We start from the raw sequence: 26,140 nt of genomic DNA, 5'->3' as shown, positions 1-26,140 counted from the left end.
CTCCTAAGCGTTCGTAGCGTGTCGAAGATCCGAAGTGCCCCGCGAGGAGGCCAGCGTCTGCGTGAGCAAGGCACGGTCGACCTTGCCGTTCTCGGTCAGGGGCAGCTCCGGCACGGGGTACAGCGACCGGGGCACCATGTAGGCGGGCAGCTCCCGCGCGCAGAACGCGAGGGCCGCCGGGACGTCGAGCTGCGTGTGCGGTCCGTCCAGGACCACCGCCGCGGCCAGCACGTGGTCGCCGGCCCGCGGCACCAGGAGGGCCGAGGCCGCCGTCACGCCGGGAAGACGGGTCAAGGTGCCCTCGATCTCGCCCAGCTCCACCCGGTTGCCGTGGATCTGGACCTGGTAGTCGGACCGGCCCACGAACGACAGGTCACCGCCCTCGCCCAGCCGGGCCAGGTCGCCGGTGCGCAGCACCTTCTGCCCGTGCCGCGGCTCGACCGGGTCGGGCACCAGCACCGCGGCCGTGGCCTCGGGGTCGTTCCAGTAGCCGGTGAACAGCGCCGGGCTGCGCAGATAGATCTCCCCGATCCGGCCCGGCTCGGTGACCACCTCGCCCGCCTCGTCCACCAGGGTCATCTCCGCGCCCGCGTGCGCGTGCCCGATCGACAGCCGCTCCACATCGGCCGGCAGCGGATCGGGGACATCGGTGAACGAGGCGGCCATCGACTCCGTCGCCCCGTAGCCGTTGACCAGCCGGGCACCGGGAAGCATCTCCTGCAGCCGGCGCAGCTCCGGCAGCGGGAACTCCTCACCGGCGAAGACCACCGAGCCCACCCGGTCCAGCTCCTTGAGCAGGTCCGGGTCGTGACGCAGCACCGGACGCCACAGCGAGGGAACGCCGTGCACCTGGGTGACCCCGGCATCCCTGAGGAAACCGATCATGCGCCGCGGCGAGCCGAGATCCTCCCGCCGCACCGGGACGAGAGCGGCGCCACTGCTGAGCGCCACACCGATCCCGAACAGCGCGAAGTCGAACTGCAGCGGCGAGGTGCTCGCCACCCGGTCGTCGGGGCCGGCCAGGTTGTCCTGCAGCATCGCCCGCAGGAACGTCACGATCGAGCGGTGGCTCATCACCACGCCCTTGGGACGCCCGGTGGAGCCGGAGGTGAACACGATGTACGCGGTGTCGGTGGCCAGCACCTCACGGCGCCGCCGCACCCGGCGCGCCGGCGGACGCTCCACCACCAGGCCGTCCGGCCCGAAGTGCGCGCTGCCCTCCGTCCGCACCCGCTCCCTGCGCGCGAGACCGCCGGCCCGGGCATGCAGCGCGGGCTCGACCGAACTCACGATCGACACAAGGCGGGTGTCGGGAGTCTGCGGACTCACCGTCACGAACGGCAGACCCAGCAGGGAGCAGGCGAGCAGCATGGCCACCGACGCCGCCGACGTGTCCGCCTCGATGACCACACGGTCACCGACATCGAGCCCCAGACCGTCCAACACGGCCGCGTACCGGCGGGTCAGAGCGTCCAGGTCACGGTAGGAGACCTCCCGCACCGCTCCCGTGCCGTCCGCCTCCACCACCGCCGGCTTGTCCGGAGTGACGGCCGCGGGCCCCATGAGCAGCCCGTAGAGATTGTCCGCCGAAGGACGCGGGCGTTCCATAAACGTCTCCCTTGTCAGTTGAGTGACGGCGGCGAGCGAAGCCGCCGGTGCCGCCGTATCGCTTCGGGGCCTCGGGACCAACCGTGGGGTACACCGATGGGAGTGAGACTGGAGTGTGTCTTGAGCGGCGGTGTACGGGCAGGTCGGCGCCCTGCCGCGCACACCCGCACCAAAACAAACAGGCCTTCTTTTTGCCGTCCGCGCCCGCTCCAGCGGGCTGCGAGGGACAGCCGAGGAGCGCGCCCTAGCGTCCCTGTCGAACCGAACAAGCCCATGGCTGAAGGAGCCCCGCATGTCCCAGGAGCACGAGTTCAAGCTGCCCGGCGCCGATCTGCCGCAGCCCGACGCCGAACTGCGCAAGCGGCGCGAGGCGGTCGTCGCCGAGCACACCATCGCCGAGTCCGCCTGGGACATCGACGGCGTCCTGGCCACCTTCCCGCGCGGCGGCGTCTACCGGGTCATGGCCTACGAGGAGAGCCCCTTCATCGGCGAGGAGGCCATCAAGAAGGGCTACTTCGCCGAGCTGCAGCGGGCCTTCCCCAACCCCGAGCACGACCTGTTCCACGTCCACCACACCCCCACCGCGGTCATCCTCGAGGCGCAGATGCGCGCCAAGCAGGAGGCCGACTGGCGCGGCATACCCAACCGCGGCAAGACCGTCGAGGCCCCCGTCGCCGTCTTCTTCCACTTCGACGGCGACGTCCTGATCGACGAGACGCTCTACTTCGACATGGCCACCTTCGCCCGCCAGCTGGCCTGAGCCCCCACCGCCGGGGTGCACCTCCCGGGCACCCCGGCCACCGGCCCCCTCTCCTCCTCGCCGACCGACAAGGACCACCACCCATGAGCGCGTCCAGGACGGCCCGCCGGGCACCGTCACAGACCCACTCGGCCGGCGTACGCCCGCTCCTGCTCGACGCCGCGGGCCTGACCCTGTCCGGCCTGCTGGCCGAACCGGCCGGCCGCCCGCCCAAGGCGACCGTCGTCGCCGTGCACGGCGGCGGCATGCGCGCGGGCTACTTCGACGGACAGGCCCACCCCGACCTGTCCCTGCTCACCCTGGGCGCCCGCCTCGGCTACACGGTCCTGGCCCTGGACCGCCCCGGCTACGGCCACTCCGCCGCCCAGGCACCCGACGGCCTCACCCTCGACGAGCAGTCCGCCGTCCTGTCCGCGGCCCTGGACGCCTTCGCCCAGGACCACGCCACCGGCCGGGGCTTTGTGCTGCTGGCCCACTCCTACGGCGGCAAACTCGCCCTGACCACCGTCGCCCGCACCCCCGGCCTGCTCGCCCTGGACGCCTCCGGCGTCGGCCACCGCTACGGCGTCGACCCGGGCGAACGCCAGCGGATGCGCCGCCACCTGGACTGGGAACGCAACTGGGGCCCCCTCGGCCTCTACCCCCAGGGCACCTTCCGCGCCGCCGAGACCCTGGTCGCCCCCATCCCGCCCCGCGAGGCCGCCGAGGTGGAGCTGTGGCCGGACATGTTCGACGACCTGGCCCCCCGCATCGACATCCCCACCCGGCTGACCTTCGCCGAACACGAGGCCTGGTGGCTGCACGAGGAACCCCACCTGGCCGACCTGGCCTCCCGGCTGGCCAAAGCCCCCGTCCTCACCATCGAACGCCAAAGCGGCGCGGGCCACAACATCAGCCTCGGCCACGCCGCCCGCAGCTACCACCTGCGCGCCCTGGCCTTCTTCGAGGAATGCCTGCGCGCCACCGAGGACGACCGGCCCGGCCCGCGCCCGTCCCGCGCACGCAGCACGTCCGCCGCCTAGGACCTGCCCGTACAGCGCCGCTCAAGCCGCGCTCCAGTCCCACGCCCACCCAGGCGTCCCACAGTCGGTCCCGACACCCCAAGCGACACCGGCGGCACCACACGCCGCCACCGTCGCCCGACCGACCGACAAGGGAGACGCCATGGCAAGGCTCTGGCACCGCGCCCGATTCGCGATCTTCAGGTTCACCATCAGGCTCTGAGGACTTCACCCCCCTTCTCCCTGGTCCGACCCAGGCGGCCGCAGCCTGATCCGCTGTCACCGCCCAGCGCCGACAGCACTCGACCCAGCCGACGTGCACCCCGGGAGGGACCATGACCACACCGTACGAACCGATGCCCGACGACTGGCAGCGCGCGCTGTGCGTCGTCGCGCACCCCGACGACCTGGAGTACGGGCCCGCCTGCGCGGTCGCCGAATGGACCGCGCAGGGCAAGTACGTCGCCTACGCCATCGCCAGCCGCGGCGAAGCCGGCATCGCCGACCTGCACCCGGACGCCACCGGCGAACTGCGCGCCCAGGAACAGCTGCGGGCCGCCGCCGCGGTCGGCGTCCAGGACGTCGACTTCCTCGGCCACCCGGACGGCGTCATCGAATACGGCCTGCCGCTGCGCCGCGACATCGCCCGCGCCATCCGCAAGCACCGCCCGGACATCCTGGTCACCATCAACTTCTACGACCGCTGGCGCAGCGGCGACTGGAACACCCCCGACCACCGCAACGTCGGCGTCGCACTGCTCGACGCCGCCGGCGACGCCGGCAACCCCTGGATCTTCCCCGAACTCCTCGACGAGGGCTTCGCACCGTGGTCCGGCGTGCGCTGCCTCGCGGTCGGCGGATCCCCCCGCTCCACGCATGCCGTCGACTGCACCACCGGCCTCACCGCCGGCATCGAGGCGCTGGCCGCGCACGACGGCTACCTGGCCTCGCTGCCGCCGGACAACCCGATGTCCGACGCCGCCGGCTACCTCACCACCAAACTCACCCGCTTCGGCGCGCGCTTCCACGACGTGCCGGCCATGCCGTTCGAGATCATCGGCGTCTGACCCGGATCCGCCGGCACACCGCGCACGCAACTGACAGGCCCGTCCACCTGTTCAGGAGACGCCCATGGAGCATGCTGTCGAACAGGCGGTGCGCATCATCCGGGAGCGATACGCAGAACCCCTCAGCCTCGACGCCCTCGCCTGCGCGGTCCTGGTGAGCAAATTCCATCTCCTGCGTATCTTCCGACAGGCCACCGGAGTGACCCCGGGACGTTTCCTCACCGCGGTCCGCATCAGCGAGGCCAAACGCCTCCTGCAGAATTCCGACCTCGCCGTGGCCGCCATATCGGCCATGGTCGGATACGACAGCACGGGCAGCTTCACCAGCCGCTTCACCGAATCCGTGGGAATCCCGCCCACCCGCTACCGGCAGCTGAGCCGCGGCGAGGGCGAGTTCACCGTGCCCTCCGCCGCCGGCCGGGCCGGCACCGAGCGATGTCAGCTGCGCGGTGTGGTGCGGGCCCTGGCCGAGCCCGTCTCCTCGATCTACATCGGCGCCTTCGGCGGCCCCATCCTCCAGGGCCGCCCCTCCGGCTGGACCACGATGCGGCACCCCGGCCCCTTCGTGCTGCGCCGGCTGCCGCCCGGGACCTGCTACCTGCACGCCACGACCCTCGCGGCGGGGGAGAAGACACCGGAGACGACCCTGCTCACCGCCACGCTCGGACCGCTGCGCGCCGACGCGTACGCCGGCGGCGAGGTGGAACTCGTGCTGGGCCCGCAAGGCTGGTCCAATCCGCCCGTCCTGTTCGCGGCCCCCGGTTTCGAGATGCTCACCGAAAAGTCTCCTCAGTCCGGATTCAAGCGATTGTCGAGCGCCTTCGCATAGTTTTTCCGTGACTTCCACAGGAGTTCAAGGAATCGTTCCGCGTGCCTTTCGGGAAGGTGAGCAATCAAGGAGAAGACAAGTCGCGCCCAAGGCTGCGACGCTCCTTGAAGAGCGCGGTGAGGGCCGCGCCGAGGCGGTCCTTCCGATCGCCTTCCGTGAAACTCCCGAAGGGATATCGCATGCGCGACGCAGAGGGAATCCGAGTGGAGTCGGCCGAGGAGACCGGCGTGTGGGACCTGGCCGTGTGGGACCGGGCCGGCGAGGAACTCGCCGTCTGGGACCGGATGTCCAAGGACCTGTCCGTGTGGGACCTGGCCGTCTGGGACCAGGCCCCGGTCTGGGACCAGGCCCCGGTCTGGGACCGCGCCCCGGTGTGGGACCAGGCGCCGGTGTGGGACCAGGCGCCGGTGTGGGACCGCGCCCCGGTGTGGGACCGCGCCCCGGTGTGGGACCAGGCCCCGGTCTGGGACCGCGCCCCGGTGTGGGACCAGGCCCCGGTCTGGGACCGCGCCCCGGTCTGGGACCAGGCCCCGGTCTGGGACCAGGCCCCGGTCTGGGACCAGGCCCCGGTGTGGGACCGCGCCCCGGTGTGGGACCGGGCGCCGGAACAGCAGGCGGCCTGACGATCGTCCGACAGCCCCTTCGGCCCGGTAGCCACCTGCACTGCCGGGCCGGACGGGCTTCGTGCATGTCCGCGAGGGAGTAGCCGTGACGACAGACCGCCTTGAACCGGCACCGAGCGCCACCGGGCTGCTGGTACGCACCGAGATCCCCGAGCGCTGGGACGACTGGGCCGGCCGCGCGCCGGTCACCCTGCGCCGGCGCTGGATCTCCCTCGCCGAGGGCAGGATCCCCGGCGGCGTGCGCACCTTCGCCCTGCCCGGCCCCCAGGGCGACCAGGTGGCCCTGGTCGGCGGCGTGATGCAGGCCCCCACCGGACACGTCCGGTTCGACCCGCAGCGGGTGCTGTCGGGCGGATCCGCCGCCGACGGCGTGGCCGCCGACGGACCCCACCCGTGGAAGCGGTACACCGCCGACGACCTGTTCCCCACCTGCCTGCTGATGGGCCCCAACTACGAGTCGGCACCCGTCGGCCCCGCCGCCCGCGACCCCCGGCTGCTCCGGCAGTACCTGGACACCCTCCTCCACTGGTGCCGCGACCAGAAGATCCGCAGCGTCTCCGCGCTCTTCCTGCGCCCCGACCACCCCGAGCTCCTCGACGTGCTGCGCGACGCCGGCTTCGACATCGTCCCCATGGTCGACCGCAGCGACATGGACGTCACCTGGAACGACCTGGACGGCTACATCGCCGGACTGCGCCGCAACCAGCGCTTCACCGTACGGCGCGAGCTGCGCGAGATCGCCGAGCGCGGCATCGAGATCAGCCAGCGCCCCATCGGCGAGGAAGAACCCGAACTGCTCCCGCTGCGGGGCCAGCTGATGGCCAAGTACGGCGCCGTCCCCGACCCGCAGCGCGAGGCCGGCTCCTTCCGGCACCTGCGCGAGCACTTCGGCCCGGACAACGTCTGGATCGTCGAGGCCCGCAAGAACGGCGCCCTGCTCTCCTTCACCATGCTGGTGCGCGACGGCGACCAGTGGACCGCGCTGATGAGCGGCACCGACTACCAGCACCCCGACGCCTCGTTCACCTACTTCGCCACCATGTTCTACCGCCCCGCCGAGCTGGCCCCGCAGCAGGGGATCACCACGATCTCCTACGGCCTGGGCACCGTACAGGCCAAACGGCTGCGCGGCTGCACCGTCAGCACGCTGTCCGCCGCGGGCCTGGTCCTCGACTGAACCCGCCCCCCCCCACCCGACGAAACCGGCCCAAGGAGCATCACCATGTCGCCCGACACCGCCACCCCGGCCCCCCGGCACGACGGGAAGGTACTCCTTGTCGCCGACCAGGGCCTGCAGTCCGGCGAGCAGCTGAGCGCCGCCCAGGTCGACCGGAAGGTCTCCGACTTCTGGACCGGCATCGGCGGCGCCGCGTTCTTCGAGGCGCTCACCACCCGCTTCTACGAGCTGGTCGCCGACGACGAACTGCTCAGCCCCCTGTTCGCCGTCCCCGACTGGCCCCGCCACGCCGCACGGCTGGGCGAGCACTTCCGCCGGATCTACGGCGAGAACGACCTGACCGCGGCCTGGGACCCCAAGATGCACCAGGCACACGCCCACTTCCTCATCTCCCGCGAACAAAGGATGCGCTGGCTGGCCCTGATGAAGCAGGCCGGCACCCAACTGCAGGCGCCCGAACCGCACTTCACCGAGTTCCTCACCATCATGAAGATCGCCAGCGGCGAGATGACCGCGGTCTCCCGGGGCGCCGCACTGGCCCGCGGCGAGCGGTTCCACTGGGACGGGAGCCCGGCATGACCGCCACCCCGCCGCGGACGGTGGCCGTCGTCGGCGCGGGCCCCGCCGGAGCGTTCTGCGCCATGGAACTGGCCCGCCTGCTGCCCGGCACCACCGTCGACCTCTACGACCGCGACGAGAGGGGCCCCGGGGCCGGCATCGTCCTCACCGACGAGTTCGCCCGGCGCCTGCGCTCCCACCACCCCGACGCCCTGAACCTGCCGCCCGCCGCCTACGCCACCTGGGACAAGACCGTCACCGTCATCGACGGCGAACGCATCACCTCCGGCGCCTTCGGCATGTCGGGCATCTCCCGGCACGCCTTCCACGCCCACGTACGCGAACTGGCCGCACAGCACCCCAACATCCGGCTGACCAGACACACCGTCACCCACCTGCCCGAGCAGGCCGATCTGGTGGTGCTGGCGGACGGCGCGGGCAGCGAACTGCGCCGGCAGCACTCCGGCCGCTTCGCCACCACCCTGACGGCCGGCCGCACCCGCTACCTGTGGATGAGCACCCCTGCGGTCCTCGAACCCTGCTTCCTCCTCAAGGACTCCGGGCCGGGCCCCCTGGTGGTGCACGCCTACCCGCACGCCGCCGACGAGAGCACCTTCATCGTCGAGGCCGACCCCGACACCCTCCTGGCCCTCGGCCTGCTCGACCTGCCCGCCCCCCAGGCCGAACAGCGCCTCGCCGAGGTGTTCCGCAGCGAACTGGGCGGCGCCCCCCTCCGGGCCCGGACCACCGGCTGGCAACCGTTCCGCACCGTCGTCAACCGCCACTGGTCCCACGGGCGCACCGTGCTGGTCGGCGACGCCGCCCACACCGTCCACTTCTCCACCGGCTCGGGCACCACCCTGGCCATCGACGACGCCCTGACCCTGGCCCGCTGCATCGCCGCACACCACGACCCGCTCCAGGCACTGGCCGAGTACGAGAGCATCCGGCGGCCCGTCGCCGAACAGGCACAGGCCGAGGCCGCGCAGAGCACCGCCTGGTTCGAGCAGCTGTGCCGCGGCGGACGCCTGGAGGGACACCAGACCGTGTTCGCACTCCGCAGCCGCCGCGCACTGAACACCTACAGCCGGCTGCGCGAACGGGACCCGGAGTTCGTCGCCCGCACCGTGGCGAGACTGGCCGGCCACCCCACCGACGCCGAACCCCTCGACATCCCGCTGAGCGTGGGCCCGGTCCGCCTGGACCACCGGCAGGTCACCGTCGAACGCAGCGACGACCACTGCGTCCTGCACGGCACCGACGGCACCCGCGCGACGGGCCTGATCGTCGACCGCGCCCCCGACCGGCCGCTGCCCGGCATCGACTTCCTCGCCGTCCAGGCCCCGCCCGACGGCGGCCGGGTCACCCGCTGCGCCACCGCCGCCCACATCCGCAGCACCGCCCAGCTGCCCGTCGCCCTGCTGGTCGACCGGGAACTGCCCCGCGACGAGGCCAACACCCTCATCGCGGCCGCCCGCACCGACCTGGTGGCCGTGTCATGAACCACCACCGCCCGGCCCCCTCAGAAATAGGAGCGCATCAGCTCCACCGACCAGCCCGGCACCCGCACCCGGCCACGCGGCGCGAACTCCGGCAGATACGGCTTGACATCGAGCACCGGCGAACCGTCCAGGGCATCGAGCCCCTCCACGCTCAGCGTCAGCCCGTCGACGGCCGCAAGAGCGCACACCGACACCCCCAGATGATTGGGCCGGTTCGGCGCCCGCTGCGCCAGGATCCCGCGCACCGGCCACGCGGTGTTGCCCCGGGGGTGCTGCGCCGAGGTGCAGGTCCGCGTCGCCAGGTGGAACGCGAAGACCACCTCGACATGTGAGTACTCCTCCAGCCCCGAGGTCGCCGACTCCTCGAACACCTCCGGATCCAGCTCGATCCGCGAGACCACCGACCCCCAGCCGTCCTCGAACGCCTCCCGGCGCCCGCCGCGCACCACCCCGATCGGGCTGATCGGATCCATGCCACCCCCGCCTTCCCCGGCCCCCCGGGGGGGGGGACCGGACCGTCCCGAACCCCCGCAGCATGTCCGCCCGCCCTCCACAGCGTCAACCGCCCCCACCCAGTGAGGTGCCCACCATGGCCCGTGCGATCTCCCGCCTGCTCCCCGAACCCGGTGCCGGCCGGCTGCTGGTCCTGTGCACCGCCGTGGCCAGCCTCGGCAACGGCCTCTACGTCACCGGCGGCGCGGTGTACTTCGTCCACGTGGTGGGCCTGTCACCGGGACAGGTGGGCCTGGGCATGTCGCTCGCCGGCGTCCTGGCCCTGCTCCTGGGCGTGCCGACCGGACACCTCGCCGACCGGTTCGGACCCCGCGGAGCCACCGCGCTGTTCGCCCTGGGCAAGGCCGCGGCACTGCTCGCCGCGACCCTCGTGCACTCCTTCCCGGCCTACCTGGCGATGGCCATCGCCCTGGGCCTGGCCGAACAGAGCGGGCACGTCGCCCGCGGCGCACTGGTGTCGGGAGTGATGGGCCGCGAAGGCCGGGTCAAGCTCTCGGCCTACATGCGCAGCGTCTTCAACGGCGGCTTCTCCCTGGCCTCCCTGGCCGCCGGCCTGGTCATCGCCGCCGACTCCGAGACCGCCTACCTCTGCCTGTTCTGGGGCAACGCCCTGGCCATGATGCTGGTGGCCTCGCTGTACATGCGGCTGCCCAAGGTCCCCGGCATCCCGCCCGCCCCCCGGGGCAAGCGGCCGCCCGGCGCGGTGCGCGACGTCCCCTACCTGCTGGTCGCCCAGGTCTCCGGGATCCTTCGGATCGGCCCCACCGCCCTGGCGGTGGGACTGCCGCTGTGGCTGGTGGTGCACACCGACGCCCCCCGCGCCCTGGCGGCCTGGATCATGCTGGTCAACACCCTGATGGTGGTCTTCCTCCAGGTACGCATGGCCCGCGACGCCGACACCGTGCGCGGCGCGGCACGCCTGCAGAGGATCACCGCCGTGGTCCTGATCGTCGCCTGCGCCGTCACCGCCGTGACCGGCCGGATGCCCGCCTGGGCGGCCGCCGCCGTCCTGCTGGCCGTCGCGGTCCTGTTCACCCTCGGCGAGATCTGGGGCGAGGCCGCCCGCTGGGGACTGCGCTACGAGCTGGCGCCCGCCGGCGCGCAGGGACAGTACGGGGGCGCCTTCGCCACCGGCGACGCCCTCGCCCTGATCGCCGGCCCGGCCCTGGTCACCTCGCTGCCCGACCGGTTCGGCGGCCCGGGCTGGCTGCTGATCTCCCTGCTGTTCCTTCTCGTGCTGTGCGCCGGCGGCCCCGCCGTGCGCTGGGCCGAGCGGACCCGGCCGCCGCAGGAGGAGACCGCCGAGGTCCCGGCCACTGTCAAGACCCCATGATTTCCTCACGTTTTCGGTGTGAGTCCATCGCTGCTGGAGAGACGGCAAGCGCATTCATACTGGGGCGCGAGCGTGTCCGCGGGGGAGGAGCCAGCCTTTCGGTCGGCTCCCGTGACCCCCAGGAGGTGTGCTGTCCGTGATCCCGCCCCCGGAAGACTCCCCCCTGCGCCTGCACCACCTGTGGTCCCTGCGTGAGGACACGGCGGTCGGCTGGGACGAGGAGGGCCAGGCCCTGGTCCTCAGCGGCCCGCAGGGCACCGAACGCATCGAGGCCCCCGCGACCGTGGTCACCGAGGCCCTGCACCGCATGGAGATGGGCCCCATCCGGCTCGCCAACCTGCTCCAGCCCAAGGACGACACGGCCGGCGGGCAGGACGGCTACACCGCGGTGCTGTCGGTGCTCCGCGAGATCTCCCACCTGGTGATCAGAACGCTGTCCCTGGAAGACCTCAGGGGCCCGGTGCTCTCCGTCGTCCCGGCGGGCCGCACCGCCCGCTTCGCCCTGGCCATGGTGCCCTCACAGCGCCGGGTCAGACTGCGGCCCGACGTGACCATCACCGTGCAGGGCAACGCCTTCCTGCTGGAATGCCGCACCCTGCAGCACCGGGTGGAGATCCACCGCCCCGAGGCGATGTGGGTGGTGTCCCTGCTGGCCTGGCCCACGACCCCCGACGCCCTGGTCGACGTGGCCCCGCTGCCCGCCGAACTGACCCTGTCGATCCTCGGTCACCTGGCGGGCGCCGGCATGACCGTGCCCGTGGGCTGAGCCCTCACACCAGCCAGCCCGACTCCCGGGCGATACGGATGGCGTCGACCCGGTTGCGGGCGTTCAGCTTCGCCACGACCGTGGTGAGGTAGTTGCGCACCGTGCCCACCGACAGGTGCAGCTGCGCGGCCATCTCCTGCGGCTCCGAGCCCTGCGCGGCCATCTGCAGCACCTCGGTCTCCCGTATCGTCAGCGGGCTCTCGGTGCCGCCCCAGGCCGCCAGCGCCAGCTGCGGGTCGATCACCCGCTGACCGGAGACGACCCGGCGCACGGCCTGCGCCAGATCGCTGGGCGGAGCGTCCTTGAGGAGGAAACCCGACACGTGCGCGGACATCGCCCGGCGCAGCGTCCCGGGCCGGCCCAGACTGGTGAGGATCAGCGTCCTGCACTCGGGCAGCCGCTCGTGCAGCAGCTCGGCCGCGCTCAGCCCGTCCATCCCGGGCAGGTCGATGTCGATGATGGCCACATCCGGCCGGCACTCACGCGCCAGCCCCAGGATCTGGTCGCCGCGCTCCAGCTCGGCGACCACCTCCAGGTCGTCCTCCAGATTGAGCAGAGCCACCAGCGCGCCACGGACCATGTGCATGTCTTCGGCCAGGAGGATCCGAATCATCGTCGCCGTCCACCGTTTCTTCCACTTACGAGAATCTTGCGGATCCTGCCCGGCCGCCCCCGGCCCGCCGGCATCACACCGAACGGCCCGGGGCGGCCGGAACGAGGCTGCCTACGCTACGTCCTCTGCCGGGCCGTAGACCCGTCCTTTGCGCGTGATCACACCCGCGGGCGGCCCCTCGGACCGCTCCTGCCGCAGCGGTGTCTCGGCCGTGAGCCGGAACAGGTCCGTGTCGGAGGCGTCCGGCAGACGCTGCGCGACCAGCCGGCCGCCGATGTCCTCCAGCCGCCGCTCGAGATTGCCCAGACCGCTGCCGCTGTGCGGCGAACGCAGATGGGAGCCCAGCAGCAGACCGTCGTTGACGATCGCCAGCCGCACCACGTCGCCCTCGACCCGCGCCGAGATCCAGCACCGCGAGGCCTTGGAATGCCGCAGCAGATTGGTGACCCCCTCCCGCAGCACCGTGGCCAGCACGGTGGACGTCACCACCCCCAGCCGGTCGATGTCCTCGTGCACCTCGACCGTCACCTCGACGTCCGCGGCGGCCAGCACCGACTCCGCGGACGTCAGCTCCGAACCGAGCGACATCTCCCGGTACCCGCTCGCGACCCTGCGCACATCGGCCAGGGCCTGCCGGGAGATCCCCAGCACCTCGTCGACCTCGTCGCACGCCCGGTGCGGATTGGTCGGGATCAGACGGCGTATCAGCTCGCTCTTCAGCGTCACCGCCGACAGGCTGTACCCGAGCAGATCGTGCAGATCCCTGGAGAACCGCAACTGCTCGTTGCTCACCGCCAGCCGGGCCAGATCGGCACGGGCCTTGTGCAGCTGGTCGACCAGACTGGTCAGCCGGCTCAGGCCGTACACGACCAGACCCGTCAGCGCGGTCGTCTGCACCAGGTACACCGTGTCGACGACGTCCAGGTGGTACAGGACCCCGGGCAGGACCATGCTCAGCGCCGTCAGCCCGTACAGCGTCCAGCCCGCCGCCGGCCGCAGCACGAGCAGCAGCGACCCGGCGAAGAACCCGGCCATCGCGCCCCAGTACGCCCCGAACCACAGCAGCGGCAGATAGGACAGCACCCCCTGGGCGGCCAGCGTGAGCATCCGGGTGCGCCCCCGCGTCCGGGAGAGGATCAGCCCCGAGTGCACGAGCTGCAGCAGGAACACCAGCAGCAGACAGACCACGGCACGGGTCAGTCCGTACGCATCGAGCGACAGCGAAAGGATGTTGAGGAGCGTGATGCCCAGATAACAGGCCAGCGCCGCCAGCAGAACGCCCCGGGCGGTTCTGGCGGCCACACTCCCGTAGTCCTGCGATGGGCTGGCATGCGATGAGGACCTGTCCGGACCGGCGCCGTCCATCTCTTGTCTCCCAGCTCCCCTCGTGGCTCGATGACAATTCGAACAACCGGGCCTCATTCTAAGCAGGTTGGCTGAATGTTCGGTGGTCATCTTAGGGACCTGGTGTGTCAGCGGGCCGTCGCCTGGTAGACGGCGTCGGCGCCGGTCGGAAGCCCGCCGCGCACGACCGCGCACACCGCCCCCGCACACAGCGGCCGGACCGCCCCCGCCCCGGGGCGCACCGGCCGCCGCGCACCAGGGCGCGTCACACGAACAACGGGATCGGGTTGAGGTTCTCGTACCGGGTGGGAGCGGACAGCCGCCCGAGCGAGACCGGCACGTCGAACAGCCGGCCCGGCGCGTACCGCGCCCAGAAGTGCCGCAGCCCCGGCACCACCACCTTGACCACCGGCAGGCCCACGTCCGGCCGGGTCTGGTCCAGGACGAGCAGCTCCATGCCCTTGGCGGCGACGAGCCGGGTGACGGCCTCGACGTCGTCGAGCAGATCGTTGCGCACCACATGATTCCAGTCACCGCGACTGCGCGGCCGGACCGTCGGATCGGGCGCCAGATACGGCTGGTTGGCCACCGTCGCCTGCCGCCACCAGCGCACCGGCAGCGCATCGGTGATGCCGTACCCGCCGCCGGGCCGGTCCCTGCTCACCGCCGGCAGCAGCTGCCCCGTCTCGGTCAGCGCGCGGCGCAGCGCGATCGCCGGGTCGAAGTGCGCGCCGAAACCGAAGACGATGTCCTCGCTGGGCCCCTCGGTGCGCCGGGACACCGCCACCACCGCGGGGATCCCCAGGTCCGAGGTGAGGTCCAGCGCCCACAGGTCCCGGCCCATCTTCCGGTACCCCTCGCGCAGCCGCCCGATGTACGGCTCGCCGAAGGAGTCCAGGTCGATCGCCGGCTGCCGGGTGCGGTTGTACCACCACAGGGCGACCGCGTCGCGCTCCACCAGTTCCATGAAGCCCTGCAGCAGGGCGTCCTCCGGGCTGCTGCCCGCCGCGTTGCCGTTGGAGTCGGCGTACGGCCCCCGCGCACCGGGGGCGCAGGAGAAGTACAGCATCGAGGTCGGCAGCAGCCGCTGGCGCTGTTCGGTCAGCGACCACACCGGCGTCCACTCCACCGGCCGGTCCTCCTCGAAACGTTCCGGCACGTGGTGGAACGGCGAGCCCGAGCGGTTCCACCGGTCCCGGTCGCGGAACTGCTCCTCGGCGTACAGCTGGCAGGCGTTGGGGTGCACGGCCTGCTCGCCCAGCGCGCGCAGGGTGTCCACCACGACCGGCTCGTCACCGTGCCGGGTGCCGCAGTAGCGCTCCACCGCCTCGCACAGCGCACTGGTACGGGCCTCGGCGTCGGTCAGCCCCTTGCCGCCGCTCTGCGAACGCAGGCCGGCCGGACCGCGCTCCCGCATCGCCAGGTTGTGCCCCGACACATAGGTGGTGGCGAACTCCGGCGCACCGGGGGAGGGTTCGAGCACCGGGACGATCCCGGTGATCGGACTGACCAGATGCGCATGGCGCCTGAGCAGCTGGTCGGGGCTGAGCGCCCGGTCCCCGCCGCCGCCCTGCCCGGACTTGATCCGCGACACCGGCACGAACGGCGCCAGCACCCGCCGCCGCACCAGACCGGGCTGCCCGCAGGAATGGCACTGGGGGATCCGGGACACCGCATGGACCCGGGTGCGCAGATTCAGGGTGTCCACCGTGCGCAGCGAGCCCTGATCGGCATAGCGCAGCCCGGCCAGCCACTTGGCGGCCTCCAGCACCGCGCTCTGCGCCGCCATCACCCGCCCGGCCGACAGCGAGGCGATCGGCCGCACGAGCGGACGGTCCAGCCCCAGAGCCTGCTGCAGCGGCCCCTCGTAGCCGCGGTGCTGCTCCAGCCGGTAGGCCAGACACGACCAGCACGGTCCCTCGTCGGGCCGGAAGAACGGTCCGATCCAGGGCTCGTAGCCGCACAGCCGGGTCAGCAGCCAGGGCCGGCCCGCCGCCCGGTGCTCGGCGTCGACCCGTTCCAGCTCGGGGGAGAGGTAGTCGTCGCACAGGACCAGGGTGAGGTCCGTGTCCGACTCGGTCACGCTCAGGCCGGACTCCACGCTCGCCGCGAGCACCGGCCCGGGGTCCACGCCGCCCAGCGGCAGGATCCGCAGCCGCGAGCCGGTCAGGCCCGCCGCCGCCCGGGCCCCGTCCAGGCCGGCCAGGTCCCAGTACGCCTCGGCGACCGGGTCCGCGCCGGCGGACAGGGCGGGATTGCGAAAGCGCAGCAGCCCCGCCTCGCTGAGCAGACGCAGCCCGTCCTCGGCCTCCTCGGCACTCAGGGCCGGAGCCGCGGCCCGCAGGATCTCGGCGAACGACCGGGAACCGTCGAGCAGCGGGACCAGCACATCGGCCAGGACACCGTGCAAAGTGGTCACACCCTGACGGGAGACCAGATACGTCGCCTCGCCCGGGACGGTCGCCGGACGCAGATGACGCCTGAAACCCACCAGGGTCGAACCGTCTTGCAGGGCGGCCCGTGCGGACTTCCAGGGAACGGACGACTCAGATGTCATATCCAGGCCCCCGCGACCACATCGCCCTCGACGGCCACGGAGGCCGAGACGGAGGCGAAGCTCGCGGGGGGCGGGCCGGCGCACAGGGTGAACGCCGCGGCGCTCGGCGCCGCGGGGACCGGACCGGCGCACAGGGTGAACAGCACCGTGGAGCCGAAGGTGTGGTCCGTGCGTTCGACCACGAGGAGCGGACGTGCGGGAACTGCCTCGGTGATGCGTGCCGGGAGAGTGATGGTGGCACTGGCGTGGCTCATCGGAGAGGTCCTCACTGCCGTGGTCGGTGTCGTGCTCCAATGGCCGGGATTCTTCGCGAGTAAGTCAGGTCACGGACAGTGTCGGCTTCACCGGTGGCGGGTGAAGTTCTCACTCAACCGGAGGCGCCACCTCCATCGGCCGCCTCCTTCAGCGGCTCCCACCAGTCCCGATTGTCGCGGTACCACTGGACGGTCTCGGCCAGTCCCTCCTCGAAACCCTTCCGAGGCTTGTACCCCAACTCCTCACGGATCTTCGTGCAGTCGACGGAATAACGCCGGTCGTGGCCCTTGCGGTCCTCGACGTACTCGACGCTCTCCTCCCAGGTCGCACCGCACGCCGCGAGCAGCAGCGTAGTGAGCTCCCTGTTCGAAAGCTCCGTGCCGCCCCCGATGTTGTAGATCTCACCCGCCCGGCCCTTGGTGCGGACCAGTTCGATGCCCCGCACATGGTCGTCGATGTGCAGCCAGTCGCGGACGTTGCCGCCGTCGCCGTACAGCGGGACCTTCCCGCCGTCGAGGAGGTTGGTCACGAACCGGGGTATGAGCTTCTCAGGGAAGTGGTGGTGACCGTAATTGTTCGAACAGCGGGTGACCCGCACGTCCAGACCATGAGTACGGTGGTACGACAGCGCGATCAGGTCACTGGACGCCTTCGACGACGAGTACGGCGAGTTGGGGCTCAACGGGTGGCTCTCGGGCCAGGAGCCCTCGTCGATCGAGCCGTACACCTCGTCGGTCGACACGTGCACGAACACCTCGACGCCGGCCCGGTGCGCCGCGTCCACCAGCGTGTGCGTGCCGACCACGTTCGTGCGCACGAACTCGGCGCCCCCGTCGATCGACCGGTCCACGTGCGACTCCGCGGCGAAGTGCACCACCTGCGCGTGCTCGGCCATCAGCTTGTCGACCAGCTCGGGATCGCAGATGTCACCCTGCACGAAGGAGAAGTCGGGGTGCGCCCGGACCTCGTCGAGGTTGGCGGGATTGCCCGCGTACGTCAGCTTGTCCAGGACGGTGATCGACACATCGCCCGGACCGTCGGGGCCCAGCACCGTACGGACGTAGTGCGAGCCGATGAAACCGGCCCCGCCGGTCACCAGAACACGGGTGGTCATGACGCGCTCACCGGGGTGGCAGGTCGGATCGGAAGCATGGGACGTTCTCCTTCTCAGGCTACGCGGACGGTCGGCATCGGGCGGTGGCGGGCGGCGACCTCGGCGACGTACTCGCCGTACGCCGTACCCGCCATCTCCTCGCCCAGGCGCCGGCACTGTTCGGCGGTGATGAAGCCGCGGTTGAGCGCGACCTCCTCGACGCAGGCGATCCACACGCCCTGCCGCTGCTCCACCAGCTGGACGTACTGCGCCGCCTGCAGCAGCGAGTCGTGGGTGCCCATGTCCAGCCAGGCGAAGCCGCGGCCGAGCTCGGTGAGCCGGGCCCGGCCCTGCGCCAGGTAGGCGAGGTTGACGTCGGTGATCTCCAGCTCGCCCCGCGCCGAGGGGGAGAGGTTCTTGGCGATCCCCACCACGTCGCTGTCGTAGAGGTACAGCCCGGTCACCGCGATGTCGGAGCGCGGGTGGAGCGGCTTCTCCTCCAGCGACAGCAGCCGGCCGTGCGCGTCGATCTCCCCGATCCCGTACCGGTGCGGATCACGCACCCGGTAGCCGAACAGGTGCGCGCCGTCGAGCCGGCGCAGCGCGTCGTCGAGGAGCACCGAGAACCGCGGCCCGTGGAAGATGTTGTCGCCCAGCACCAGCGCGACCTGGTCGTCCCCGATGAAGTCGGCGCCGATGACCAGGGCCTCGGCGATGCCGCGCGGCTGGTCCTGCTCGGCGTACTCGATCTTCAGACCGAGCCGGGAACCGTCCCCCAGCAGGGAACGGAAGCTGTCGGAGTGGTCCCGGGAGGAGATCACCAGGATCTCCCGGATACCGGCCAGCATCAGCACGGACAGCGGGTAGTAGATCATGGGCTTGTCGTAGACCGGCAGGATCTGTTTGGACAGCGCGCCGGTCAGCGGACGCAGCCGGGTGCCGCTGCCGCCGGCGAGGATGATGCCCTTCATCTCGGCTTCCCTTTCATCAACGAGGTATCGGTTCCGGACCGGCGGACCGGTTCCGGATGTTCACAAGGACCGGGAGACCCCGGGACGCCGGAGTGCTTCCCCGCCCCTACAGCGGGCCTTCGGCCACCACGTCTCCACGACGCCTCCGGCGACGCCGGCCGCGAAGCGGCGGGCGGACGCGGTGCGGGACGTGGACGCGGTGCGGCCAGGACGCGAGGGGTGCCTGCGGCAGTACGGGCCCAGGGATGGCCGGGACCCGTCGCCCGATGGTGTGGCGCCCCGATCGAGCGCGGACGGAGAAGAACTGGAGGCGGACACCGCCCCGGCGCCCTCACCGCGGCTCGACCGGCGCTCGAGCACGGCTTTCTAGCCTCCAGGCGACGCCCTGCGGGGCGTCAGCAACGGGGCGGCGCCTCGTCACCGACCACGCGACGGAAACCGTTGTCCCTCCATGGTGGAATTCGGAAGGAAAACCCTGAATGAGTACTGACAAGGTCGCCGCCGGCGGCGGTGAGGCCGGGGCGGGGAGGTCCCCGGGCCTGGCCACACTGATCACGGCCCTCGCCACCTTCATGGCCGGACTCGACAACCTGGTGGTCCTCGTTGCGCTGCCCACCATCAGGGACGAGCTCGGGGGCAGCCTGGAGGACCTGGAATGGACGGTGAACGCCTACACCCTGTCGTTCGCCGTCCTGATGATGTTCGGCGCCGCCCTCGGTGACCGCTTCGGCCGCCGCCGGGTGTTCATCAGCGGCCTGCTGGTGTTCACCGCCGCCTCGGCCGCGGCCGCCCTGGCCCCCGGCATCAACGAGCTGATCGCCGCCCGCGTGGTGCAGGGCGCCGGCGCCGCCGTCATCATGCCGCTCTCCCTCACCCTGCTCACCCACGCCGTGCCCGCCGCCAAGCGCGGCGCCGCCCTCGGCATCTACAGCGCGGTCGGCGGACTGGCCATCGCCGGCGGCCCGCTGGTCGGCGGACTGGTCACGGAGAACCTGTCCTGGCAGTGGATCTTCTGGATCAACGTGCCGGTGGGCCTGCTCCTGGCCCCGGCCGCCTGGCGCGGCCTGGCCGAGAGCCGCGGCCCCAACAACCGCCTGGACGCCCCCGGCACGCTCCTGGCCAGCCTCGGCATCCTCGGCTTCGTCTACGGCCTGATCCGCGCCAACGGCGACGAGGGCTGGGGCGCCCCGCTGGTCGTGGGCCCCATGGTCGCCGGCGTCGTGCTGCTCGTCCTGTTCGTCCTGTTCGAGCAGCGCAGCAGCGCCCCGATGCTGCCCATGCGCATGTTCCGCAACCGGGCCTTCAGCGCCGTCAACGCCGGCGGCCTGCTCCAGGCCTTCGGCATGTACGGCGTCGTCTTCCTGATCACGCAGTTCATGCAGAACATCCAGCACATGTCGCCGACCGAGGCGGGCGTGCGGATGCTGCCGTGGACGGCGATGCCGCTCCTGATCGCGCCGGTCGCCGGCATCCTGTCGGACAAGATCGGCGGACGTCCCGTCGCGGTCTTCGGACTCGCGCTGCTCGCCGCCGGCTTCGCCTACTGGGCGCTGGTGATGGGCCCCGACTCCTCCTACGTCGAGCAGCTGCCCGGCTACCTCCTGGGCGGCGTGGGCGTGGCCTGCTTCTTCGCCCCGCTCATCAACCTGACGATGAGCTCCGTCGACGAATCCGAGCAGGGCATCGCCTCCGGCTCGACCTCGGCCATGCGCGAGCTCGGCGCGGCGTTCGGCATCGCCGTCCTGACCAGCGTCTTCACCCACAACGGCGGCTACGCCTCGGGCCAGGACTTCGTCGACGGCTTCGTCCCCGCCCTGTGGGTCGGCGCCGCGGCCATGGCGCTCGCGGCGATCGTGATGCTCTTCGTCGTCCGGCCCGCCGGCGCGCAGAAGCAGCACGGCGCCGAAGCCGGCGGCGCGCAGCAGCCGCAGGCCGCCGAACCGGCCGCCTCGGCCACCCGCTGACACCCCGCACCACACCCCCGTACGCCGACCCGCGGCCCGACACGACGACATCGCGTCGGGCCGCGGGAATTCGGCATCACCCCACCCCTGATCACGCCACCGGCAGAAAGGCCGCGCGAGACATGAAGGTCCTCTTCGCAAGCCTCGGAAACTACGGACACGTCTTCCCCCTGATCCCGCTCGCCCAGGCGGCGCAGGAAGCCGGGCACGAGGTCTGGTTCGCCACCCACGCCCAGTTCCACCCCACCGTCGAGAAGGCGGGGCTGCGGCCGGTCGCCAGCGGGCTCACCGTCCCCGAGGCGTTCATCGAGGCGGCCGGCGGCCAGGCGTTCCTGGAGGCCAACGGCGGCGCCGCACAGGCCAGCGACATACCGCCGGAGGTGCTGGCGGCCCTGGCGGTGAAGGCCTTCGGCTCGGTGCTGCCGCGCAGCGTGTTCGCGGACCTCACCGGTCTGTTCGACTCCCTGCGGCCGGACCTGCTCGTCTACGAGAGCCTCAACCCCGGCGCCGCCTTCGCCGCCGCCGCGGCCGGCGTGCCCGCCGTCGCCCAGAGCATCGGCCGGGTCTCCTCCGACCCGCAGATCCCGCAGGAGCTGTTCGCCACGGCCGCCGACCTGGGCGTGGCCGACAAGCTCGGCCACGACGCGGCCCTGGGCAACCCGTACATCGACATCTGCCCGCCCGCCGTGCAGGACCAGGACTTCCTGGCCTCCGGCGTCCAGGTGATCCCGCAGCGCCCCACCCCCTTCAGCGAGCCGGGCGAGCTGCCCGCGAGCATCACCGAGGGGCAGGGCCCGCTGGTCTACCTCAGCTTCGGCACCGTGGTCACCTCCGCCCAGCGGCTGCGCACCGTGATCGACGGCCTGCTCCCGCTGGACGTGCGGGTCCTGGTCGCCACCAGCTCGCTGGTGGACCCGGCCGAGCTGGGCGAGCTGCCCGACCGGGTCGTCGCCCTTCCCTGGGTGCCGCAGGCCGAGGCCCTGCGGCACGCCACCGCCGTCATCCACCACGGCGGCCACGGCACCACGCTGACCACGCTGGCCGCGGGACTGCCCCAGCTGATCCTGCCGGCGGAGGGCGACGGCCACGCCAACGCGCCCGCGGTGCGCGCCACCGGAGCGGGCCGCATGCTGCTCGGCCACGAGGTGTCCGCCGAGGCGGTGGAGCGCGAGATGCGCCTGCTGCTGACCGACGGCGCGCACCAGGAGGCGGCCCGCAAGGTCGCCCAGGAGATCGCGGCCCTGCCCGGGCCGGCCGACACGGTCGCCAGGTTCGCCGAGTTCACCGGCTGACCCCCCCCGCACACGCCTCGTGCCCCGCGCTCGTCGACGAGCGCGGGGCACGAGGCGTGTGCGGGGGGCGGGTTCGGGCCCGGCCGCCGGGAGGACGGACGGCGGCCGGCCCGGCCCGTTCAGGACTGCGCGAGCGCCGCCGGGTCGGCCCCCAGCTGCCGGAAGAGGTCGTCCATGTTCAGCTGGTCCCAGTGCTCGGCGAGCAGCCCGCCCTCCACCCGCCAGATGTCGATGGACTGGAAGTTCACCGGCCGGCCGGTCGCCGGTATGCCCAGGAACGTGCCCTGGTGGGTCGCGGTGTACTCCAGGCGGGCGGCCACCCGGTCGCCCTCCGCGATGACGTCGTGCAGCACGGCCTTCAGGTCGGGGAAGGCGGAGAACACCTGGACCCAGAACGCACGGTTGGCGTCGATGCCGTCGGCCACCCCGGGGTTGTGGTCGATGTGACCGGCAGCCGTGTGCTCCTCCATCGTGCTGACGTCATGGTTGTTGATCATGTCCACGAAGCTCTCGACGAGAGCGTGGTGAGTGTTCGACATGCCGGCCTCTCTGGACGGGGTGGAAGAACGGACGATGAAGCCGAAGCATCGCCACTCGCGGTCGAATCCCCCTGGAGCACACACCCCCACGCGCGCGCCGCGCACACCGGCGCGCTCCAGCCACGCGCGAGGGCGGGGCGAGGACGGCGCCCTAGCGTCACGTACCCGGCCGCCGGTGACAAAGGCCGCCTTCGCCCGGCCCCTCGCCCCAACCCCGCGAAGCCGGCCCGCCCGTCATGGCCCGTACCGTTGAAAGGAAACAGCAGGATGCAGCCCGAGGTGAACGGCGCCGACGACTTCCTGGCGTCAGCGCTGGTGCAGAAGTCCCCGCTGACCCCCGACGCAGGCGCCTTCCTCCACGAACGGGAGGAGTCCGCCTCGTACGACGTCGAACGAATACCGCTGGCCGCGCTGCCGAACTGGCACCTCGGCGACCGGCTCAGCCGCGCGGACGGCAAGTTCTTCACCGTCGAAGGACTCTCCGTACGGACGGACTTCGGCCCCGTCCCGCAGTGGTCCCAGCCGATCATCGTCCAGCCGGAGATCGGCATCCTGGGCATCATCGCCAAGCGCTTCGACGGCGTCCTGCACTTCCTCATGCAGGCGAAGATGGAGCCGGGCAACACCGCCTTCGTCCAGTACGCGGCGACCGTCCAGGCCACCCAGAGCAACTACCAGCGCGTCCACGGCGGCCGGGCCACCCCGTACCTGGAGTACTTCCTCGAGGGCGGCCGGCGCCGCATCCTGTTCGACCAGCTCCTGTCCGAGCACGGCTTCTGGTACCTCAACAAGAGGAACCGGAACATGATCGTCGAGGTGCCCGAGGACGAGGACGTCCACGTCGAGGACGACTTCACCTGGCTCACCCTGGGCCAGCTGCGCCACCAGCTCATGCTGGGCAACCGCGTCAACATGAACGCCCGCACCGTGCTCTCCGGCATCGCCTACGGCGCCGCCGAGGACCAGCCGTCCTACGCCGAGCAGACCGACGGCTTCCACGCCGAACTGCTGACGTCGCACCGCACGCCGTCCTCGTCGGCCGCGCTCTCCGCCACGCTGACCTGGCTCTTCGACCAGAAGGCGAAGTCCAACCTGGACGTGCGGCGCATCAGCCTGCGCGACATGGACGAGTGGATCTGCGACGACGACAGCATCCGACACCGCGACGGCCGCATCTTCGACATCATCGGCATGTCCGTCCAGGCCACCAGCCGGGAGGTCGGCACCTGGTGGCAGCCCATGCTGGAGCCCCGCCCCGGAAACGCCGTGGCCCTCATCTGCCAGCGCCGGGACGGAGTCCTGCACTTCCTGCTCCAGGCCACGATCCAGCCCGGCCTGACGGACCGTCTCGAACTCGGCCCCACCATCCAGTTCTCCCCGGGCTACCACCGCGGCCCCCAGGACTTCCCGCCGCTGACGCAGTACCTCGACGCACCCGCCGCCTGGACCCGGCTGGACACCATCCAGTCGGAGGACGGCGGCCGCTTCTCCAAGGCCGACACCCGCCACCTGGTCGTCGAGATCCCCGAGGACCACGCGATCGAGACACCGGACAACTACCGGTGGATCACCCTCAACATGCTCAACCGCCTGACCCGGTTCGGCTACCACGTCAACGTCGAGGCCCGGAGCCTGGCCGCATGCCTCCTCTGACCGCCGACGACCCCACACACCCCCAGGGAGGCAAGAGCGTGAACCCCCCGCTCATCGTGGTGCTGGGCGCCGCGGGCTTCGTCGGATCCGCCATCTTCCGCGAACTGGCACAGCACCCCGTCCGGGTCCGGGCCGTCTCCCGCAGGAAGGTCCCCGTCCCCGACGGCGCCCGCGCCGACATCGAGGTGCTCTCCACGGACCTGACCGAACCCGGCCAGATGGCCGCCGCCGTCGCCGGAGCCGACGTCGTCATCCACTCCCTGGCCTACATCGCGGGAGCCTCCACCTGGCGCATCGCCGACGACGACACCGGCGCCCGACGCGTCCACGTGGGCCTGATGCAGGACCTGCTGGACACCCTCGGCGACCGGACCGCCTTCCCCGAGCCCCCCACCGTCCTGTTCACCGGATCGGTCACGGCGGCCGGCTCCTCGGACAGGGAAGTCCTGGACGGCACCGAACCCGACCGGCCCAAGGGCTACTACGAACGGCTGAAGCTGGAGGCGGAACGCCTGCTGCTCGCGGCCGACGCCGCCGGAACGGTACGCGGCGCCTGCCTGCGCCTGACCACGCTGTACGGCTACAGCGCCGGGTCCACCGCCCGCGACAAGGGCATCGTCTCCACGATGACGCGCCGCGCGGTGGCCGGCGAGCCCCTGACCATGTGGCACGACGGAACGGTCCGCCGCGACCTGCTCCACGTCGACGACGTCGCCCGCGCCTTCTGGGCCGCCACCGGCCGCATCGACGCGCTCGCCGGCAGACGCTGGCTGATCGGCACCGGCCAGGGCGCCCCGCTCGGGCAGGTGTTCACCAAGGTCTCCGCACTGGTCGCCGAGCAGACGGGCAAGGAACCGGTACCCGTGGTCTGCGTGGAGCCGCCGGAGTACGCCGAGGTCAGCGACTTCAGGAGCGTGATCATCGACTCCTCCCCGTTCCGGGCCGCCACCGGCTGGGAACCACGGGTGTCCCTCGACGAGGGCCTGCGCCTGACGACGGAGTTCTGCTCCAGCGGCCGGGAGACCGGCGTGTCCTGAACCCGTCGCCGCGCCAAGCAACCAATCGCTGAAGGAGGAGAAGGACGCGTGATCTACACACAGCTGGGCCGTACCGGTCTGCGGGTCAGCAGACTGGCCCTCGGCACCGTCAACTTCGGTGGCCGGGTGGAGGAACCGGAGGCACACCGCCTCCTGGACCACGGCCTGGAACGGGGCATCAACCTGGTCGACACCGCCAACATCTACGGCTGGCGCGTCTACAAGGGCCACACCGAGGAGGTCATCGGCCGGTGGCTGGGCAAGAACCCCGCCCGCCGCGACCAGGTCGTCCTGACCACCAAGGTGGGCGACCCGATGGGCGAGGGCCCCAACGAACACGGCCTGTCCGCCCGCAACATCGTCGCCTCCTGCGAGGCATCGCTCAAGCGGCTGGGCACCGACTGGATCGACATCTACCAGATGCACCACCTCGACCGGTCCGTGGGCTGGGACGAGGTCTGGCAGGCCATGGACCTCCTGGTCACCCAGGGCAAGGTGCGCTACGTCGGCTCGTCCAACTTCGCCGGCTGGGACATCGCCTCCGCGCAGGCGGCCGCCCAGCGCAGGAACAGCCTGGGCCTGGTCACGGAGCAGTGCGTCTACAACCTGGTCACCCGGCACACCGAGCTCGAGGTCATCCCCGCCGCCCGGGCCCACGGACTGGGCCTGTTCGTCTGGTCACCGCTGCACGGCGGCCTGCTCAGCGGCGTCCTGCGCAAACTGCAGGACAACTCCGCCGTCAAGTCCGCCCAGGGCCGGGCCCTGGAGGCCCTGGACGCGCAGCGCGACACCATCGAGGCCTACGAGAAGCTGTGCGCCGACCACGGCCTGGACCCGGCGGTGGTCGGCATGGCCTGGACCCTGTCCCGCCCCGGCGTGACGGGCGTGGTGATCGGACCCCGCACCGAGCAGCACATCGACGGCGCGCTCGAAGCCCTGGACTGCACCCTGCCCGAGCCCCTGCTGGCCGAACTCGACGTCCTCTTCCCGCCGATCGGCCGCGGCGGCCCCGCCCCCGACTGCTGGCTGAGCTGACCCCAGCACCCGGCCGGACCCCGGCCACCCCACTGCCCCGCCGAGCCGAC

24 protein-coding genes are annotated in these 26,140 nt (G+C 71.8%); 15 read left to right on the top strand and 9 right to left on the bottom strand.

Features of this window, described 5'->3' with window-relative positions:
* Positions 1 to 3: 3 nt before the first annotated feature.
* Positions 4 to 1,608, bottom strand: a complete 1,605-nt coding sequence (locus ACFYUS_RS34570; protein WP_388861420.1) for an AMP-binding protein — start codon at positions 1,606 to 1,608, stop codon at positions 4 to 6.
* Between the two features lie 292 nt (positions 1,609 to 1,900).
* Here ACFYUS_RS34570 and ACFYUS_RS34565 point away from each other — a divergent pair, with 292 nt between their 5' ends.
* The 8 genes from ACFYUS_RS34565 (at position 1,901) to ACFYUS_RS34530 (ending at position 9,125) form a co-directional block, all read left to right on the top strand.
* Positions 1,901 to 2,368: a nuclear transport factor 2 family protein gene (locus tag ACFYUS_RS34565; protein ID WP_388861418.1), complete on the top strand. Its 468-nt coding sequence runs from the start codon at positions 1,901 to 1,903 to the stop codon at positions 2,366 to 2,368.
* A gap of 83 nt (positions 2,369 to 2,451) precedes the next feature.
* Complete coding sequence (locus ACFYUS_RS34560) at positions 2,452 to 3,390, top strand: alpha/beta hydrolase (RefSeq protein WP_388861416.1); 939 nt, start codon at positions 2,452 to 2,454, stop codon at positions 3,388 to 3,390.
* Positions 3,391 to 3,704: 314 nt separating this feature from the next.
* Positions 3,705 to 4,436 carry a PIG-L deacetylase family protein gene (locus ACFYUS_RS34555; RefSeq protein WP_388861414.1) on the top strand — a complete coding sequence of 244 codons (732 nt, stop codon included), beginning with the start codon at positions 3,705 to 3,707 and terminating at the stop codon, positions 4,434 to 4,436.
* Positions 4,437 to 4,500: 64 nt separating this feature from the next.
* The gene (locus tag ACFYUS_RS34550; protein ID WP_388861412.1) at positions 4,501 to 5,265 is read left to right on the top strand and encodes a helix-turn-helix domain-containing protein; all 765 of its coding nucleotides are present in this window, start codon (positions 4,501 to 4,503) and stop codon (positions 5,263 to 5,265) included.
* A gap of 179 nt (positions 5,266 to 5,444) precedes the next feature.
* Complete coding sequence (locus tag ACFYUS_RS34545; protein WP_388861410.1) at positions 5,445 to 5,888, top strand: hypothetical protein; 444 nt, start codon at positions 5,445 to 5,447, stop codon at positions 5,886 to 5,888.
* Between the two features lie 85 nt (positions 5,889 to 5,973).
* On the top strand, positions 5,974 to 7,065 hold the full coding sequence (locus tag ACFYUS_RS34540; protein WP_388861408.1) for a GNAT family N-acetyltransferase: 1,092 nt from the start codon (positions 5,974 to 5,976) through the stop codon (positions 7,063 to 7,065).
* A 45-nt stretch (positions 7,066 to 7,110) separates the two neighbouring features.
* Positions 7,111 to 7,644: a truncated hemoglobin gene (locus ACFYUS_RS34535; RefSeq protein ID WP_388861406.1), complete on the top strand. Its 534-nt coding sequence runs from the start codon at positions 7,111 to 7,113 to the stop codon at positions 7,642 to 7,644.
* Positions 7,641 to 9,125 carry an FAD-dependent monooxygenase gene (locus tag ACFYUS_RS34530; protein ID WP_388861404.1) on the top strand — a complete coding sequence of 495 codons (1,485 nt, stop codon included), beginning with the start codon at positions 7,641 to 7,643 and terminating at the stop codon, positions 9,123 to 9,125. Before ACFYUS_RS34535 ends, ACFYUS_RS34530 begins: the two co-directional genes overlap by 4 nt.
* A 20-nt stretch (positions 9,126 to 9,145) precedes the next feature.
* Here the strand turns inward: ACFYUS_RS34530 and ACFYUS_RS34525 are convergent, their stop codons facing one another.
* Complete coding sequence (locus ACFYUS_RS34525) at positions 9,146 to 9,598, bottom strand: SAM-dependent methyltransferase (protein WP_388861402.1); 453 nt, start codon at positions 9,596 to 9,598, stop codon at positions 9,146 to 9,148.
* A gap of 116 nt (positions 9,599 to 9,714) precedes the next feature.
* On the opposite strand from ACFYUS_RS34525, the gene ACFYUS_RS34520 reads away from it, so the two are divergent.
* Positions 9,715 to 10,971 carry an MFS transporter gene (locus tag ACFYUS_RS34520; RefSeq protein WP_388861400.1) on the top strand — a complete coding sequence of 419 codons (1,257 nt, stop codon included), beginning with the start codon at positions 9,715 to 9,717 and terminating at the stop codon, positions 10,969 to 10,971.
* Between the two features lie 136 nt (positions 10,972 to 11,107).
* Positions 11,108 to 11,737 (top strand): NADH oxidase, encoded by a 630-nt coding sequence (locus ACFYUS_RS34515; RefSeq protein ID WP_388861398.1) that lies wholly within the window; start codon positions 11,108 to 11,110, stop codon positions 11,735 to 11,737.
* A gap of 4 nt (positions 11,738 to 11,741) precedes the next feature.
* On the opposite strand, the gene ACFYUS_RS34510 is transcribed toward ACFYUS_RS34515, so the two are convergent.
* The 6 genes from ACFYUS_RS34510 to rfbA all read right to left on the bottom strand — a co-directional run bounded on the left by ACFYUS_RS34510 (position 11,742) and on the right by rfbA (position 18,570).
* Complete coding sequence (locus ACFYUS_RS34510) at positions 11,742 to 12,350, bottom strand: DNA-binding response regulator (protein WP_388861396.1); 609 nt, start codon at positions 12,348 to 12,350, stop codon at positions 11,742 to 11,744.
* Between the two features lie 111 nt (positions 12,351 to 12,461).
* On the bottom strand, positions 12,462 to 13,652 hold the full coding sequence (locus ACFYUS_RS34505) for a sensor histidine kinase (protein ID WP_388861394.1): 1,191 nt from the start codon (positions 13,650 to 13,652) through the stop codon (positions 12,462 to 12,464).
* Between the two features lie 307 nt (positions 13,653 to 13,959).
* Complete coding sequence (locus ACFYUS_RS34500; protein ID WP_388861392.1) at positions 13,960 to 16,251, bottom strand: TOMM precursor leader peptide-binding protein; 2,292 nt, start codon at positions 16,249 to 16,251, stop codon at positions 13,960 to 13,962.
* Complete coding sequence (locus tag ACFYUS_RS34495) at positions 16,248 to 16,505, bottom strand: hypothetical protein (RefSeq protein ID WP_388861390.1); 258 nt, start codon at positions 16,503 to 16,505, stop codon at positions 16,248 to 16,250. Before ACFYUS_RS34495 ends, ACFYUS_RS34500 begins: the two co-directional genes overlap by 4 nt.
* A 113-nt stretch (positions 16,506 to 16,618) precedes the next feature.
* Positions 16,619 to 17,620, bottom strand: a complete 1,002-nt coding sequence (gene rfbB, locus ACFYUS_RS34490) for a dTDP-glucose 4,6-dehydratase (RefSeq protein ID WP_388861388.1) — start codon at positions 17,618 to 17,620, stop codon at positions 16,619 to 16,621.
* A 53-nt stretch (positions 17,621 to 17,673) separates the two neighbouring features.
* Complete coding sequence (gene rfbA / locus ACFYUS_RS34485; RefSeq protein ID WP_388861386.1) at positions 17,674 to 18,570, bottom strand: glucose-1-phosphate thymidylyltransferase RfbA; 897 nt, start codon at positions 18,568 to 18,570, stop codon at positions 17,674 to 17,676.
* 479 nt (positions 18,571 to 19,049) lie between these two features.
* Here rfbA and ACFYUS_RS34480 point away from each other — a divergent pair, with 479 nt between their 5' ends.
* Both ACFYUS_RS34480 and ACFYUS_RS34475 read left to right on the top strand, forming a co-directional pair.
* A complete protein-coding gene (locus tag ACFYUS_RS34480; RefSeq protein WP_388861384.1) occupies positions 19,050 to 20,534 on the top strand; it encodes an MFS transporter in 1,485 nt (494 codons plus the stop codon).
* A 122-nt stretch (positions 20,535 to 20,656) separates the two neighbouring features.
* Complete coding sequence (locus ACFYUS_RS34475) at positions 20,657 to 21,826, top strand: glycosyltransferase (RefSeq protein ID WP_388861382.1); 1,170 nt, start codon at positions 20,657 to 20,659, stop codon at positions 21,824 to 21,826.
* A 119-nt stretch (positions 21,827 to 21,945) separates the two neighbouring features.
* On the opposite strand, the gene ACFYUS_RS34470 is transcribed toward ACFYUS_RS34475, so the two are convergent.
* Entirely contained in the window at positions 21,946 to 22,365 is a 420-nt protein-coding gene (locus ACFYUS_RS34470; RefSeq protein WP_388861380.1) for an ester cyclase, read from the bottom strand.
* Positions 22,366 to 22,632: 267 nt separating this feature from the next.
* On the opposite strand from ACFYUS_RS34470, the gene ACFYUS_RS34465 reads away from it, so the two are divergent.
* From ACFYUS_RS34465 to ACFYUS_RS34455, 3 genes are read left to right on the top strand one after another with little or no spacing between them, the layout of a single operon-like run.
* Positions 22,633 to 24,018, top strand: coding sequence for an NDP-hexose 2,3-dehydratase family protein (locus tag ACFYUS_RS34465; protein ID WP_388861378.1), 1,386 nt, complete (start codon positions 22,633 to 22,635; stop codon positions 24,016 to 24,018).
* Between the two features lie 38 nt (positions 24,019 to 24,056).
* Entirely contained in the window at positions 24,057 to 25,055 is a 999-nt protein-coding gene (locus ACFYUS_RS34460) for an NAD-dependent epimerase/dehydratase family protein (protein WP_388861375.1), read from the top strand.
* Positions 25,056 to 25,103: 48 nt separating this feature from the next.
* Entirely contained in the window at positions 25,104 to 26,090 is a 987-nt protein-coding gene (locus ACFYUS_RS34455) for an aldo/keto reductase (protein WP_388861372.1), read from the top strand.
* Positions 26,091 to 26,140 lie beyond the last annotated feature (50 nt).

This window comes from Streptomyces sp. NPDC004284 (assembly GCF_042874035.1).
Lineage (GTDB): Bacteria > Actinomycetota > Actinomycetes > Streptomycetales > Streptomycetaceae > Streptomyces.
The sequence above is the reverse complement of the archived record's forward strand: the minus strand, read 5'-3'. Positions and strand labels throughout refer to the sequence as shown.

Coding starts and splice junctions, on each gene's coding strand:
- ACFYUS_RS34520 (WP_388861400.1), top strand. CDS start 9,715: ATGGCCCGTGCGATCTCCCGCCTGCTCCCCGAACCCGGTGCCGGCCGG.
- rfbA (WP_388861386.1), bottom strand. CDS start 18,570: ATGAAGGGCATCATCCTCGCCGGCGGCAGCGGCACCCGGCTGCGTCCG.
- ACFYUS_RS34525 (WP_388861402.1), bottom strand. CDS start 9,598: ATGGATCCGATCAGCCCGATCGGGGTGGTGCGCGGCGGGCGCCGGGAG.
- ACFYUS_RS34495 (WP_388861390.1), bottom strand. CDS start 16,505: ATGAGCCACGCCAGTGCCACCATCACTCTCCCGGCACGCATCACCGAG.
- ACFYUS_RS34570 (WP_388861420.1), bottom strand. CDS start 1,608: ATGGAACGCCCGCGTCCTTCGGCGGACAATCTCTACGGGCTGCTCATG.
- ACFYUS_RS34530 (WP_388861404.1), top strand. CDS start 7,641: ATGACCGCCACCCCGCCGCGGACGGTGGCCGTCGTCGGCGCGGGCCCC.
- ACFYUS_RS34480 (WP_388861384.1), top strand. CDS start 19,050: ATGAGTACTGACAAGGTCGCCGCCGGCGGCGGTGAGGCCGGGGCGGGG.
- ACFYUS_RS34510 (WP_388861396.1), bottom strand. CDS start 12,350: ATGATTCGGATCCTCCTGGCCGAAGACATGCACATGGTCCGTGGCGCG.
- ACFYUS_RS34555 (WP_388861414.1), top strand. CDS start 3,705: ATGACCACACCGTACGAACCGATGCCCGACGACTGGCAGCGCGCGCTG.
- ACFYUS_RS34500 (WP_388861392.1), bottom strand. CDS start 16,251: ATGACATCTGAGTCGTCCGTTCCCTGGAAGTCCGCACGGGCCGCCCTG.
- ACFYUS_RS34550 (WP_388861412.1), top strand. CDS start 4,501: ATGGAGCATGCTGTCGAACAGGCGGTGCGCATCATCCGGGAGCGATAC.
- ACFYUS_RS34560 (WP_388861416.1), top strand. CDS start 2,452: ATGAGCGCGTCCAGGACGGCCCGCCGGGCACCGTCACAGACCCACTCG.
- rfbB (WP_388861388.1), bottom strand. CDS start 17,620: ATGACCACCCGTGTTCTGGTGACCGGCGGGGCCGGTTTCATCGGCTCG.
- ACFYUS_RS34475 (WP_388861382.1), top strand. CDS start 20,657: ATGAAGGTCCTCTTCGCAAGCCTCGGAAACTACGGACACGTCTTCCCC.
- ACFYUS_RS34565 (WP_388861418.1), top strand. CDS start 1,901: ATGTCCCAGGAGCACGAGTTCAAGCTGCCCGGCGCCGATCTGCCGCAG.
- ACFYUS_RS34535 (WP_388861406.1), top strand. CDS start 7,111: ATGTCGCCCGACACCGCCACCCCGGCCCCCCGGCACGACGGGAAGGTA.
- ACFYUS_RS34470 (WP_388861380.1), bottom strand. CDS start 22,365: ATGTCGAACACTCACCACGCTCTCGTCGAGAGCTTCGTGGACATGATC.
- ACFYUS_RS34465 (WP_388861378.1), top strand. CDS start 22,633: ATGCAGCCCGAGGTGAACGGCGCCGACGACTTCCTGGCGTCAGCGCTG.
- ACFYUS_RS34545 (WP_388861410.1), top strand. CDS start 5,445: ATGCGCGACGCAGAGGGAATCCGAGTGGAGTCGGCCGAGGAGACCGGC.